Annotated in this window: 11 protein-coding genes and 1 pseudogene; 5 read left to right on the top strand and 7 right to left on the bottom strand. The window is 43.4% G+C overall.

Annotated features, from left to right (window positions below):
* Nucleotides 1-1445: 1445 nt before the first annotated feature.
* Together QZ562_RS07110 and QZ562_RS21240 are read right to left on the bottom strand one after the other, a co-directional pair.
* Entirely contained in the window at nt 1446-3089 is a 1644-nt protein-coding gene (locus QZ562_RS07110; RefSeq protein WP_293758716.1) for an acyl-CoA synthetase, read from the bottom strand.
* 8 nt (nt 3090-3097) lie between these two features.
* Nucleotides 3098-4387: an enoyl-CoA hydratase gene (locus QZ562_RS21240; protein WP_363315331.1), complete on the bottom strand. Its 1290-nt coding sequence runs from the start codon at nt 4385-4387 to the stop codon at nt 3098-3100.
* A gap of 348 nt (nt 4388-4735) precedes the next feature.
* On the opposite strand from QZ562_RS21240, the gene QZ562_RS07125 reads away from it, so the two are divergent.
* From QZ562_RS07125 to QZ562_RS07135, 3 genes are all read left to right on the top strand, one after another.
* Nucleotides 4736-5875: a glycine cleavage T C-terminal barrel domain-containing protein gene (locus QZ562_RS07125; protein WP_293758717.1), complete on the top strand. Its 1140-nt coding sequence runs from the start codon at nt 4736-4738 to the stop codon at nt 5873-5875.
* A 153-nt stretch (nt 5876-6028) separates the two neighbouring features.
* Complete coding sequence (locus QZ562_RS07130; RefSeq protein WP_293758718.1) at nt 6029-6958, top strand: hypothetical protein; 930 nt, start codon at nt 6029-6031, stop codon at nt 6956-6958.
* Between the two features lie 190 nt (nt 6959-7148).
* Nucleotides 7149-7331 carry a hypothetical protein gene (locus tag QZ562_RS07135; protein ID WP_293758719.1) on the top strand — a complete coding sequence of 61 codons (183 nt, stop codon included), beginning with the start codon at nt 7149-7151 and terminating at the stop codon, nt 7329-7331.
* Between the two features lie 353 nt (nt 7332-7684).
* Here QZ562_RS07135 and QZ562_RS07140 read toward each other — a convergent pair whose 3' ends face one another.
* The 5 genes from QZ562_RS07140 to QZ562_RS07160 form a co-directional block, all read right to left on the bottom strand.
* Nucleotides 7685-8188, bottom strand: a complete 504-nt coding sequence (locus tag QZ562_RS07140; protein ID WP_293758720.1) for an Lrp/AsnC family transcriptional regulator — start codon at nt 8186-8188, stop codon at nt 7685-7687.
* Between the two features lie 75 nt (nt 8189-8263).
* Nucleotides 8264-8425, bottom strand: coding sequence for a hypothetical protein (locus QZ562_RS07145; protein WP_293758721.1), 162 nt, complete (start codon nt 8423-8425; stop codon nt 8264-8266).
* Nucleotides 8426-9081: 656 nt separating this feature from the next.
* Nucleotides 9082-10356 carry an amidohydrolase family protein gene (locus QZ562_RS07150; protein WP_293758722.1) on the bottom strand — a complete coding sequence of 425 codons (1275 nt, stop codon included), beginning with the start codon at nt 10354-10356 and terminating at the stop codon, nt 9082-9084.
* 377 nt (nt 10357-10733) lie between these two features.
* Nucleotides 10734-10895, bottom strand: coding sequence for a hypothetical protein (locus tag QZ562_RS07155; protein WP_293758723.1), 162 nt, complete (start codon nt 10893-10895; stop codon nt 10734-10736).
* A complete protein-coding gene (locus QZ562_RS07160; protein WP_293758724.1) occupies nt 10896-11192 on the bottom strand; it encodes a hypothetical protein in 297 nt (98 codons plus the stop codon).
* 344 nt (nt 11193-11536) lie between these two features.
* On the opposite strand from QZ562_RS07160, the pseudogene QZ562_RS07165 reads away from it, so the two are divergent.
* Together QZ562_RS07165 and QZ562_RS07170 are read left to right on the top strand one after the other, a co-directional pair.
* Nucleotides 11537-11967: pseudogene (locus QZ562_RS07165) on the top strand (transposase); the annotation flags it as partial.
* A 350-nt stretch (nt 11968-12317) separates the two neighbouring features.
* Nucleotides 12318-14240, top strand: a complete 1923-nt coding sequence (locus QZ562_RS07170; RefSeq protein WP_293758725.1) for a GNAT family N-acetyltransferase — start codon at nt 12318-12320, stop codon at nt 14238-14240.
* The last annotated feature ends 156 nt before the right edge of the window (nt 14241-14396 follow it).

The raw sequence follows: 14396 nt of genomic DNA on the forward strand, positions 1-14396 counted from the left end.
GTATATGCCGAAGATAACTATGGCAAAACTGGTTTAAATCAGAAACATTCCTATTTTTCACCTCACGCGCAACTTTTTTTGTCTTAATTCATTCCTGATGAATTGGTCATGGAATGTTTGTGCGGGCCCCCGCGGGAGCAACCCTCGCGAGGAGGGCCATCCGCAGGGTGGTCTGCACCAAATAATCCGTGTCACATGTCAATAACGTCAGCAAAACAAAAAAAGACACCTACACATCGTCAGGTTTAACACCGCCTCAATAGAAGGAAAAACTTACAAATCTATCTATTTTTTCGCTCACTTGTATGGTGACCCACATAAAATAACGCATCAGTGAACAATATATCTGGCTTAGTACTACTCAGGTTATTAAATAAAACTATGAAATACTTGTATGAAATTGTACGAACTAAATGCAAGATGAATCCCTCTAGCCGCTCTCTACTGCATGGGTTTATCACCGGTTATCTGCCTTCTGCAGCATCTTTCCAGGCAGTGGTTCAAGTTCCATCAATATCAACTGTGTGCTAACCGGCTTTGTGTATTATCACCAACGCATGACAATCCAACTGTGTACATACAGCTATTTGTTCAAGATGATGTGTCATTATTTATTTGTTAGCCCATGACGTTATAAGCGCTTCTGTTTATCCCGTTGCCGGGCAGGCGCCTCCAAACGAATAGGTAGGCTCAAATTATTGCTACTTAACCACCCTTGGGCAGCTAACTTCCGTTACTCATATTTGTGTAATCATATATTGCTGATCAAATGCGCTTCGTTCTAAAACTCAATATCTATCTTTTAAAAAGCCATTTTTGGGGATATCCAATGAATCATTTCCATTTGCAGTTTAGTTACAACTATCCTGCACGTCTTGGAAATGTTGAGGATGTTTTGAACGCTTGGTGAACTGAAAAAATATTCATGTATCAGGCAATACACAATCGATAGCTGAACCACACAGCGAAATTCTATTCAATGTGAAGCAGGATATCCGTCGAGATTAATCGACCTGATTTAGATGAGTGGCTGTTATTGTTAATAAGGTCCAGTCAATTTTGATTCTTAAATGGAGTCAATTTAGTTTGACGTCTGAGTGAGGGATTATCGTCTAATCCAAGTAAGTTGATATTCAAGCAATTTGCTGCACACTTTTTTTAGATTTTTAGATTTGTTCGGACTCGTCCTATCTACCTTTGATATTCTAGCAATGGTCGTTTTATTTAATCCATCCTGAAACTTTGACTAAACAAGAAAGTGGATCCTTTTTCTGCCATTGATTTCACACTTTGCTAAGGTGATAAAAAGGTATTTTGCAGCAACAAAACCTACTGGGATTGAGGGTGAGGCAATCGGATCATATTTTATATGTAATGGGCATAAGGCTTAAACGGGCAAGGCCGGGCCAATCCAACAAAGTCACTATCCACATCATTACGGAAGATTAAATCCCTTTTTCCTCAAATAATTTTGCTGCCTTCTGTCGCAATAAAACTTTTTGAATCTTACCGGTAGAGGTTTTAACGATGGGTTCAAAGACAAACTGGCGGGGCACCTTAAAACTAGCCAGTTGCTGCTTACACCAGTCAATCAAATCATCAGTCGAAATATGTGCATTCGGAGCCAACTCAACAAAGGCACAGGGCGTTTCCCCCCATTTCAAATGAGGCATGGCCACCACAGCGGCTGCCATTACTTGGGGATGCTTGTGTAATACCTCTTCAATTTCAATCGACGAAATATTCTCTCCACCAGAAATGATGATGTCTTTGGAGCGATCTTTTAACTGAATGTAGCCATCGGGGAAGATTACACCAAGATCGCCAGAATGAAACCACCCTCCCATAAACGCTTCATCTGTGGCCTGTTTATTCTTTAAATAACCTTTCATCACCACATTGCCACGAAACATCACCTCGCCTAGGGTTTTACCATCTCGGGCTACTGGACACATGGTTTCTGGGTCAAGCACATCGAGTTCTTCTAGGGCATGGTATCGCACACCCTGTCGCGCTTTGAGCGTGCTCTGCTCTGTCACGGCCAATGTGTCCCAATCGGTGTGCCAATCATTAACCACGGCTGGACCATAGACTTCAGTTAAACCATAAAGGTGGGTCACATTAAATCCGGCCTGCTGCATTTCTAAAAGCACCGATTCGGGGGGCGGTGCGGCGGCCGTAAAAAACTCAACTGCTTGTCGTAGCGCAGGCCTTTGCTGCTCTTGTGCAGCTAAGATCGTTGACATCACAACCGGTGCTCCGCACAGATGGGTAACCTGATGATCCGCCAGTGCAGTCCAAATAGCCTCGGTGCGAACCTCACGCAGACATACATGCGTGCCTGTGATCACTGACATGGTCCAAGGAAAACACCAACCATTACAATGAAACATCGGCAACGTCCAAAGATACACTGCATGTTTAGGTATAGAGGCAGTGATCACATTACCTTGAGCTAAGAGGCAAGCTCCGCGATGGTGATACACCACTCCCTTGGGATCGCCAGTAGTACCCGAGGTGTAGTTAACCGTTATGGCATCCCATTCATCTAGAGGCATCAACCAGGCAAAGTCGGGATCACCAGATGTCATTAATACTTCGTAGTCATGACGACCCAAACGATCTCCCACTTGTGGGAATTCGGGATCCATATAATCGATTATCAATGGCGTCACATTGACCAAATCAAGGGCTGTAGAGATAGTCTCGAAGAAGGCAGTATCGGTGATCAGTACTTGACTCTGTACATGATCCAACTGAAACGCAATTACGCCAGCATCTAACCGAGTATTCATTGCGTGTAGCACCCCCCCGCACATAGGAATAGCATAATGAGCCTCAAGCATGGCTGGCGTATTCGCTAACATAACGGATACGGTATCACCGCGCCCGACACCATGCCTGGCTAATACCGATGCAAACTGTCTGCAGCGGCGATAAAATTCAGCATAGCTTATTTGTCTTTCTCCATGGATCATTGCAATATGATCAGGAAATACTGTCGCTGCACGCTCCAGAAATGTCAATGGCGTCAGGGGCTGATAGTTAGCCTTATTTTGGTCGAGGTCCTGATCATAGATGTTAGTCATACCCGCGCTTACTTGTCTTGCCAGTCAGGAGCGCGTTTTCCAATAAAAGCATCAATCCCCTCTACCGCGTCGTGCTTGAGCATATTATCGACCATCACCCTAGACGCATAAATATAAGCATCGGTGAGCGGCATTTCTGCCTGCTTATAAAATGCCTCTTTACCCAGTGCTAATGTCATGGACGATTTTTTCGCGATCTTGGCGGCCATCTCCATCGTTTTCTCAGTTAAGACTGCAGTGCCAAAAGAGTGATTGATCAACCCAATTTGCTGAGCCTTTTGCGCATCAATCATATCGCCGGTTAACAGCATTTCCAGCGCATGCTTATTAGAGACATTGCGGGACAAAGCCACCATTGGTGTAGAACAAAAGAGACCAATATTCACCCCAGGAGTAGCAAATAACGCCGCGTCTGCAGCCATCGCCAGATCGCAGCTTGCTACTAGTTGGCAGCCAGCCGCTGTGGCTACCCCATCCACCTCTGCAATAACGGGTTTAGGGTTGCTCACAATAAGCTGCATTAATGCTGCGCAGGTATCAAACAACCAGATAAAGTAAGACTGACCGCTGTCCTGGGCAGACCGTGCCGCGTTGATCTCTTTCAGATCATGACCTGCACAGAACGCAGGGCCTTTAGCCGCCAATACAATCACCCGGACAGACGGGTCAATAGCGGCCTTTGAAAATGCCTCGGATAGCTCTGCTATCATTCGTTCAGACAAAGCGTTACGACGCTTTTGATCATTTAATGTTAACCTTAGAATACCTTCAGACACCTCACTGAGTAAGATATCACTGCCCAACTGATTTACCATCAACGTCTCTCCTGACTGGTTTTGTGCATGGGGTAAGCTTGCGTTCTCTTTACTAGTCCAATAGGGTTTTTCTAATTCTATCTTCGGACACCGATCCATTACCATTTTGATATTAGCAGCCTGTGCCAATTCGGCGGCCTGTTGATTAAAAATATCAAGCTGCATCCAGACCACTTTAACACCAATCGCAATCGCTGCTTCGGTCACACCTAAGGCGGCTTCTGACGAACGAAATATATCGACCATATCGACAGGATGTCCGATAGAGGCTAACGACTCATAACAGCATTGACCGAGGATCATATTGCCCGCCTCGCGAGGGTTAACAGGGATCACCCTGTAACCCGCTTTAAGCAGTGCTTCCATGCATCGATAACTATCTCGATCTGGCCGAGGACTGGCTCCCACAAGGGCAATTGTTTTGACTTCGCTGAGTATCTGTTTGAGATAGTCATCCGAATAATGGTGGTGATTGATAAGCATACCTACTTGTTATTTTAGACCTTTAAAACTGTTCTTCGGGTCATGGTTTAACAGTCTCGTCTTTTCGTCTTGATGGCCTTTGCCGTTTGCAAGTGTCGCTGATTCAACTTTGTTGTTCAATCAAGCTACGCACTCATCACGTGAAAGTAAAACCTTTTAGAACCGTAATTTTTGACTGTAGACCCAATAGACTAAAGAAGGTAAATAAAAAGTCCAATTGAGCCTTTTTACGACATCTGTTTAGGCCACTCGATGTGCAAACTCCGAATATTATTTTACTTATTAAGGGTTTTGATCGCTGTGTAATAACACCCTACATAGCTTGTCGCATAATACGAGGACTATATAATGGCTATACAAGAATTTGGCTTTGGAACACAAATTCGTAAATCACCCTACTTTGATGCTACCTTGCGCTGGGGCGCCAAAGGGTTCTGTGTTTATAATCACATGTATATCCCCCGAGATTTCGGTGATCCCACTCAAAATTTCTGGAATTTGCTTAACACAGCCATTCTTTGTGATGTTGCCGTTGAGCGTCAGGTAGAAATCACCGGTCCTGACGCTGCAAAGTTTGTTCAGATGTTGACTCCACGCGACCTTACAAACTTTGCTGTAGGCCAATGTAAATATATATTATTGACGAACGCTGAAGGTGGAATTTTGAACGATCCTATCCTGCTTCGTCTTGAAGAAAACCGCTTCTGGATCTCTCTTGCTGACAGCGACATTCTGCTCTGGGCGCAAGGTGTTGCGATTAACTCCACATTAAATGTCACAATCCACGAACCTGATGTTTCACCTCTTCAATTGCAAGGTCCCCAGTCTGTAAAAATTATGCAAGCACTATTTGGCGAAAGTATCACCGACCTTCGGTATTACTGGTTACGGGAATATAACCTTAACGGTATTCCACTGATCGTTTCCCGGACTGGTTGGTCAAGCGAAATTGGCTATGAGTTATATCTGCAGGATGGCTCCAAAGGGGATGAACTGTGGGAGACGATCATGGCGGCGGGTGCTCCGCTGGGTCTCCAGCCAGGTCATACCTCGACAATTCGGCGTATTGAGGGGGGAATGCTGTCTTATCATGCAGATATGGACATCAACACCAATCCCTATGAATTAGACATGGATCGTTTGGTGGCACTGGATATCGAGGCCGACTTCATCGGTAAGTCTGCACTCAAACGTATCCGTGAAAGCGGAGTATCACGCAAACATGTTGGTTTATTAATTGATGGTCCTCCACTGACCGGTCCTAACTCCAGGTTTTGGGTACTTGAAAAAGATGGCCAACAAGTAGGCAAGGTGACCTCTGCGGTGTTTTCTCCGCGTCTGAAGCTAAATATTGCATTGGCAATGGTTGGCAAAGATCAAGCGGAACTAGGCACCCGTTTCGACGTCCAGACCCCTAACGGAAAAACAACGGCCACCGTTGTTGAAAAGCCGTTCTTTGATCCTAGAAAGAAAATTGCGGCAACTTAATCTTAGCAAATAAAGAAACACTAGGAGTATCGTGTTACAAACACCTAAGATGTTTTTAGCCGTAAGGTGAAAGGCCTACAGAAAAGCCTATAAGCACTACTCAATCGTTAAAATAACAGGGTTAGACCACCCACCAGTAAGTAGGATACATTTATGGGGCTTTTTTCTTTTTTTCACAAACCTTTCGCTGCCAATTCAAAGGAGCAGACATCCCGATTGCTGGAAAACTTTCTCAGCGGCTATTCGATTGAGGTGATGCCTCGGACCGCCGACAAGATACAGAGGTTTCGCGATATTCTGCCAACAGGCACCCGCGTCTATATAGCCCATTTAGAGGGAACACCGATTGAGGATATGGTGCGTACGGCTCGCCGTCTGACCGATGAGGGCTTCCCGGTCATGCCCCATTTTCCTGCGCGTCTCATTAAGAATAAGACAGAGCTAGCCGAATGGATCGCTCAATATCAAGGAGAGGCTGGCGTAGATCAAGCGCTGCTCTTAGGCGGTGGTGTTACTAGTCCAGCTGGAGAATTTAAAGATTCTATGCAAATGATTGAGACGCAGCTTTTCGACGGATTCAAGGATTTGCACTTCGCGGGTCATCCCGAAAGTAACCGCGATATTGACCCCGATGGTTCCGACACCATGGTGATGCAATCTCTGAAGTGGAAACAAGCCTTTTCTGAGCGCACCGATGCACGTGTAGCACTCACCACCCAGTTTTGTTTCGAGGCCGCTGGGGTCATTGCTTGGGCAGACCGGCTAGCAGCCGAAGGTATTAACCTACCAATCCATATCGGTGTGGCCGGGCCGGCTAAGTTGCATACCTTGATCAAATACTCTTTGTCTTGCGGCGTTGGCCCAAGCATTCGAGTACTGCAACGCAGGGCAAAGGATGTCAGTAAGCTGCTTGTACCCTATGAACCCACCGAATTATTGAACGCACTTGCCGCGCATAAGGAACGCCATCCTAACTTTGGCATCCAGCAGGTGCATTTTTTTCCACTAGGTGGGATAAACGTCAATGGAAACTGGGTCACCGCAAATGGAGGAAACGCAGGTCGCCCCGCCTCCGTCGATTAAAGTCAGACCATCCCCCCACCTTACATGACCAGAAGCAGATATTTATGCTGCTCGGTGAGTAAGCACATTGCGGTACTGCGCTGTAGAGTTAACACAAACCACCGACTTTACGAGTAGACAAGATATTTCAAGCGTTGCATGATTAGAGAAAAAGAACATAAGACCGCACAAATTAGTGATAGTAAGGCATGTGCAGACAGACATTACCGCTCCGGGCCTCGCGGTGGTGTTGGTGAGAGGGGACTCAGCATCTTCAGACAAAACTACAATCGAACTATTGGCACGTGTCAATCGCTCAACTGCGTTGTATGGGATCCTTGTTCTGCTTCCTCTAACGGATCACCTGAGGCATGACGTTATATTGTTGGCCTAGCGTTCTGTGCATACCTTGAGAAAATTCTGGTATCTTAAATATGATTTGCATTGGATTTTGTATATCTCGTTGGTTGAGCATATTTGTAAAGCACGCTGCCATGTTATTTTTTGTGCCGAACATCCTTCGAGTGGTTCAACGATATAAGTGCGCACCAGGGAGTCGAAATGGGGTATTCAAGCCGAGCATAAAAAATTATTTTCTAAGGGTCATACTTATTCTAAGCAAGGTTAGCTGAGGTATTGGCAACGTTTAATAACGTAATCTGTGGGAATTTTTGCGACGGACGTATCGGGTTTTCTTGCCCGGCCTTAGTGTACAAAATATAAGCAAGAACGTTTTTAAATATTAGACTAGATTGCAACAGAGTTTTTTATATCTCCTAATAATTTCGACAAGTTAGGAGTCGTTGATTTAACCTCTCTGGTGAGCACAAATATGGTATAGCGCTCAATGCCAATCTCTTTATTAAGTAAATCCTCCATGAGGTTTTGAAAATCATTGAGGCTAGCAGTCATGACTTTCATCACATAATCGACTCCTCCCCCCGTTGCGCTGCATTCTACTATTTCATTAACCCTTTGAATGCATAGCTCAAAACGCTGAAAATCTGCTCTGTGGTGTGTCTTCAGTGAAATGGTAACAATCACTGTTGTAAGATCGAGCATTTTATGGAGGGCAATCTCACCTCGATAACCTTTTATATACCCTGCTTTTTTAAGTTTTTCTAGCCGAATCCAGCATGGTGTTGGCGACAGATTAACCAGCTCTGAGAGTTTAGTTTTACTTATTTGTCCGTGCTGCTGCACGGCATTCAAAATACGGATATCCACTGCATCTAATATGACTTTTTTCATATTTTTATTTCTTCGGTCAGCAAATATGCCCACACAAGGTAAGCGATATTAAGGGTTAAAGGTTTATTCACCGGTTCAGTTTTGATTTGCAGCTTCCATAGTGGCTGCTGACTGTATTTCGCCACTCGATTGGTCAGTGTGATTGGTATTAATGACGCCAATTTCCCAATAAAGAACACAATAAACGCCATCTTTCAAAAAGTCTAGCTTAAGCAATCTGGCTTTATCGATGTTCACAGTAAAACCTTATATGCGCATGTTGTAAACTGATATTTTAATAGTTTTTATGGGTGTTCATGCAAACCTAAATTTGTCGTATTCGGCAGTTATCAAAGAGTATAAATTAACTCGACAGCAGCAGGCTAAAAACCACGCCTATTTGATTATGACTGTATTTGTGCCATCAAGGTTTTCATGTCAAAGCGCAAACGTGACAGCCTAATTGTCATAGTGACGACGTTGTGTCCTGCAGATGTTTTCGCTGACTAAACAATCTGTAGGTTATTCCGTTCTTTAACAGTTAAAAATTATCAGGGTAAGTGTGTACATATTAAAGCGCGATGGGATAAGAAAGACTGTTTAGCAATATACCGTAGGCTAGTGACGAAGGTTGCTGCGAGCATTTATTTGGTACTCGCCTATTGGATACTAAAACACGTAATTTACATTAAACGAAAATAACATGTGAATATAAACACAGAAACACAACATACAATGCAGCTCACCACTCAAAGATATGTCATGGTTTATATCCAAGCATAGTCACGCATTTTACTCGTCAAAAGTACGCTTCAATAGGGCTCAAAAGGCCCTATAAGAATCCAAAAGCTGCAGGGATATCCACCAAGAAATGATCAGTACCGAATTATTGTAGACAAGCCAGTTTCAGCCAATCACTGTTTATAAACTACCCCACCCTTCATCACAAAATCAACTAATTCAAGCACCGTGATATCTTTAAGTGGGTCGCTGCTTACCGCTACCATATCCGCATACTTACCCTTATCAATACTTCCGATATTATCCTGCCATTTGAGTAATTGCGCAGCGTTGATAGTTGCTGCTTGAATAGCTTGTAGCGGTGTCATACCGAATTTAACCATGCGTGAAAACTGTTTGCCGTTATCACCGTGTGGGTAGATAGCAGCGTCAGAGCCGAAAACCATTTTTGCCCCTGCTTTCACCGCCATAGTAAAACTCTCCCGCTGGCGAGTACCTACTTGGCGCTCTTTATTAATGTTCTCTTCAGGTACTCCGTTTTCTGCACCTTTAGACAATGTGTATTCAGTGTTGTAGATATCCATAGAAAAGCTGGTACCCATCTTTTTAGCCAATTCGATGGTGTCTTTATCTAAAAAGCTGGCGTGTTCGATTGAGTCGACACCTGCTTGAATCGCAAACTTAATACCTTCAGTACCATGGGCGTGAGCTGCAACTATTTTGCCATGGGTGTGTGCTTCATCAACGATGGCCTGCATTTCTTCAAGAGTGTATTGGCGCATGCCTACTTTTGTACCTTTAGAAAACACCCCACCTGTGGCACAGAATTTAATTAAATCAACACCATACTTAACGTTCTTACGCACCATTTCACGCACCGCCCATGGGCCATCAGCCACACCGTCGGCTTTAGATTTAAACGAATGGTTGAGGGCATTATCATCACAATGACCACCAGTTATGCCTAATGCGGGTCCTGATGCGGCGATCCTTGGCCCTGGTACTTCACCAGCATTAATGGAGTTACGTAGTGCCACATCCATGTAATCGGGCGATCCTACATCTCTGACAGCAGTAAAGCCTGCCATCAAGGTTTTTTCCGCGTTAACGACCCCGCCAATCACCGCTCGGTGCGGCGACTGAAACAATCCAGCGTAGAAATCCTTGTCTAGATATCCCATCAGATGAGTATGCATATCCATAAAGCCCGGTAAGATATATTGCTTACTCAAATCGATAACCGTTGCGTCATCAGGGATAGTTACACCAGCAGACTGAATGTTGCTAATACGTTCACCTTCGATAAAAATCAGCTGGTTCTTTTGCCACTTTCCTGACTCAATGTCTAATACAAAGCCGGCTTTGATGACAGTAGTCGTAGCCTGTAGCCCGGTGCATAAAATAAATGTCAATGGTAATAAATAACGTATAAATGAAAAACGGGTCATAAACAATTCCAAGGTTTTTACGATTTGAGGTTCACCTTATTGTGCCTAGGCTTTTAATCCAATTCAATATGGAGCCGGTGCTCGCCTCAATAAAAATCCCGCTTTAATTCTGCGGGCTTATGTAGCGGAGACACTTCATTACTTAAAATTTTTTGATTTCCAGATTACTGTTATTTACAGACGAATTTATTAATGTTGTCACATTGAGAAGAATGATTATTCGAGTTGTAAAAAATATTGTTTTGTTGAATATCACCATCCCAACCTAGACCATTTCTAATATATACTTTGCGCTCAAACCAACCGTTGAGGGTTTTGTTACAATCCATATCTGCATCTAAAATCCATATATGCATCTAAAATCAAGTGGTGCGGCCTCAAGTGTTAAGAGGTTCTTGACCATAACCATCATTTTCTAAGGTTTTTAGTGAGACATAAGCTGCTGGCCAAATATCCGTTGTCCAATCGAGTGCAGTGCTTTCAGCTTCTATACTTTGCCCAGCTTCTATTCCATACCAATCAACAAAGTTATCGTTCATTTACCAAGAGGTGGTGTTATTGTTTAGACGGTTATTTTTTAGATGGTTATGTCTGATTAGCATCACACAAACATAATTATTTGGCGTGCAGCTTAACCCTAAATTAGACGCAATATAGTTGCGCTCTAAACCTCCAGGCACAAACCTGACTTGGCCGCTTTGTGTATATGCTTGAATAAATATCACAGTCCGCTGTATATCATCTGAGGGCGAGGTACCTTGAATCTTAACATTGTGATGAATAGCCACGGCATCAAAAGTAGGCACAGCCAGATTAGTTGAACTATCAGGTTGCACCGTGACCCCACCACCCGAAAAACTTAGTTCATAACAACAAAACCCTGTGACCCGCGACCAAACGTAATCTGATTAGCACCGTTATCCTTCCAAGCGGAGGTCGCAAAATGATTTGTCGTGTTGTTACGAAAATCTACGCCACCTGACATATATAAATAACGGTGTTCACATTTCCAGAAACATTCCAACGCACCATTATTGTGAACGGGACCGAAGGCCCACCTTCGTCAGTATCGCCTTTATAATCATAACTCAACATAAGTTTCGGATAGCCATAAGGGTAAGCCAACATAAATACGTTAGCTAAATCGTATAAACGGCCTTCTTCATAAGCGATGACATTCTATGTAGATCTGAACCCTGTTCGAGCCAAAATAGCCGATACGCCAGAAGCGTCAAAACACACCAGTTTTCAACAACGCTTAGGCTCGCTAAAACAAATAATGACACAACCATTGAAGCCTTTTATCGGTAATCCGAAACAAGACATGCCCCAGAGTATCGCCTTTTCACTAAAAGATTACTCTGAGTTAGTGGACATGACTAGAAGGATATTCAGAAGCGACAAAGCAGGACATATTGACCATCAACAACAATCCATATCACAAAAATTAGGTTTATCAGACGAACAATGGCTCACTCTCACCACCGAATTTGAAAACACTTTTGCTGCACCGCTGGAAGAGAAATAAAGTTGAACCAGTTTAAAGATCAAACGGGTCATCAAAGGATCCGAGCCATGAGCAAAACAAAAACCTTGTTGCGCTGCACATAAGCGCATAAATTCATCATGCAAAATGCTTAAACGGCATAACCGTGCCCTAAATTCAGACACGCCCACATTATCCTACTAGGTTTCACCCAAACAACCGAATACCTCAAGCCAGTCGAAAATAATTCAACCATGCACTGAAATTTGCTTTGTTGTAGCGTAAAACATTTATTATGGGTGGCTTGTTAAATATTGCTTGTTAAATATTAAAAAAAAGCTTGCAACAATAGGACGGCTGTTAACACATGATCCTCTTACTTTGTGAACCAGTGATTAAATTACAACAGTGACGAGCACGGCGCTTATCTGCTAGTGTAGTTTCATTATTGTATTTAACTGTCAGTGATGAATTTATGAATAATTTTTGGCGGTTTTTCGGGTTTAGTAACGCTCTCAATAAAAAATCGTGGTACGCCAAGGATCATGCATGGTTGACCAAACGGCTAGAACTGTCCGAAGTAGCTGAAAAAGTCCCCAATGGTAGCTACATTACTATCGGCAGCACCTCTGCCACAACCCATGCTATTTTGGCCGCCATGGTCGAGAATAAGAGCCTGCAGGATATCAACATTTTACAATTTATTGTGGGGGGTGAGCAGCCTTATTTAGAGCACCATGCCAGTCGTTTTAGGGTTACCACTAACTTTTCCTTTGACAAAGTAGGCAAAAAGGTAAGCCAGGGACTGGCTGATTACGTGCCTGTGTCCGCATCGAGAGTGCGCCGCTTATTTGAAGAACAACTTATTGCAGTTGATGTTGCCTTAGTTAAAGTAACGCACCCCAACAAACAAGGCTTTTGCAGTTTAGGTATGGGTGTAGACTTTACTATGGAGGCCGTCAAAGCGGCTACCATTGTGATTGCTGAAGTATGTGAATTTATGCCCTGGACTGAGGGTAAGTCGCTGATCCATGCCGATAAAATTGACTGGTGGGTTGAGCATAACGCCCCCCTGTTGACCGCTGACGAATTATTTCCCAATCTCAACAGAGCTATCCTCCCGGCCAACGTGCTGGCCAAAATAGCCGAAAACGTCCTGTTTGAGATACCCGATGGCGCAACGCTTAAGATTGATTTGAATCTGGCAGTAAATCAAATCGTACCATTTTTAAAAGACAAAAAAGACTTAGGATTACATACGGATCTGTTAACCGATGAGCTGCTGGTACTGATCAAATCGGGAGTGATTAATAATTCCAGAAAAAACGTTGACCATGGTAAGAGTGTTGTTGCTCATGCCAGTGGAAGTAAAGAACTATTTCGCTATATTCACAAAAATAAGACGATTGATTTTCGTTCTCTGTATCAACTCAACAGAGTTGATTGCATTGCCCAGCATGATAATTTGATTGCCATTTTTGGCGGCCTAAAAGTCGACCTCAGTGGTCAGGTTGCGGTCGATTCGGTTGGTAGTCGTTTTTATTCGGGAGTAGGTAGTGCCGATGATTCTATTCGTGGAGCGGCCAACTCCAAAGGGGGAAAGCCAATAATTATGTTACCGGCGATGAGTGTAAAGGGAAATTCCAATATTGTATTTGCACTCCCTGAGGGAACCGGGGTTAGCATAACTCGATTTGACGTGCATTATGTGATCACTGAATACGGTACCGCGTTTTTATTTGGCAAGAGTATTAGAAAACGTTGCCTGGCAATTATTGACATCGCCCACCCAGACTGTCGCAGAAATTTATTAGAGCAAGCCAAGAATAGTTTCTATATTCACTCTGAGCAGTCTGGTGATTCTTACAAATCGGCTTATCCGAAAAAGTGGGAGTGTACACATAGCACCACGTTGGATAAAGAGGTGTTTGTGCGACCCATTAAAGCCTTAGATGAAGACCACTTACGTGATTTTTTTCATAAACTCACTGATCAGAATGTGTATATGCGTTATTTCACTCAGATGCACTCTTTGCCACAAAAAGTCCTCAAACGTTTTTCTGATATTGACTACAGTAAAGACATGGCTCTGGTAGTAATTTATCCAACGCAAACCGCACAAAATGAAATCGTTGGCGTTGGTCAATGGATTTTGGACGAAAATGACAATATCCCTGAGATTGCCTTGCAAATCCGAGATGATTGGCAAGGTGAAGGGCTCGGTAAATTCTTATTTTTACGTTCGATTGAAATGGCTAAAAGCTATCAAATAAAAAATCTAAAAGCCGATGTGCTCGCGGATAATGTCGCCATGAATGCAGTATTTAAAAACTGCCTTATCCCATACAAAAGAAAGGTTGAATTTGGGGTGAATAGGTACATATTTGATTTAAGCTAAAGGGAAAAACCAAGGTGGAAGAGTTTTAATTTAACACAGATCAAGCTAGGTTTATTTTGCGGCAGAACTTGCCATTAAACTCTCACTATACGTTTCAGACTCTGTCTATTATACCCATCTGACGCTTCCGACGAACACGCTAGCTACACTCTATAG

The organism is uncultured Paraglaciecola sp. (genome assembly GCF_913058035.1).
Lineage (GTDB): Bacteria > Pseudomonadota > Gammaproteobacteria > Enterobacterales > Alteromonadaceae > Paraglaciecola.

Coding starts and splice junctions, on each gene's coding strand:
- QZ562_RS07130 (WP_293758718.1), top strand. CDS start 6,029: ATGGGGCTTTTTTCTTTTTTTCACAAACCTTTCGCTGCCAATTCAAAG.
- QZ562_RS07110 (WP_293758716.1), bottom strand. CDS start 3,089: ATGACTAACATCTATGATCAGGACCTCGACCAAAATAAGGCTAACTAT.
- QZ562_RS07170 (WP_293758725.1), top strand. CDS start 12,318: ATGAATAATTTTTGGCGGTTTTTCGGGTTTAGTAACGCTCTCAATAAA.
- QZ562_RS21240 (WP_363315331.1), bottom strand. CDS start 4,387: ATGCTTATCAATCACCACCATTATTCGGATGACTATCTCAAACAGATA.
- QZ562_RS07140 (WP_293758720.1), bottom strand. CDS start 8,188: ATGAAAAAAGTCATATTAGATGCAGTGGATATCCGTATTTTGAATGCC.
- QZ562_RS07125 (WP_293758717.1), top strand. CDS start 4,736: ATGGCTATACAAGAATTTGGCTTTGGAACACAAATTCGTAAATCACCC.
- QZ562_RS07155 (WP_293758723.1), bottom strand. CDS start 10,895: ATGAACGATAACTTTGTTGATTGGTATGGAATAGAAGCTGGGCAAAGT.
- QZ562_RS07150 (WP_293758722.1), bottom strand. CDS start 10,356: ATGACCCGTTTTTCATTTATACGTTATTTATTACCATTGACATTTATT.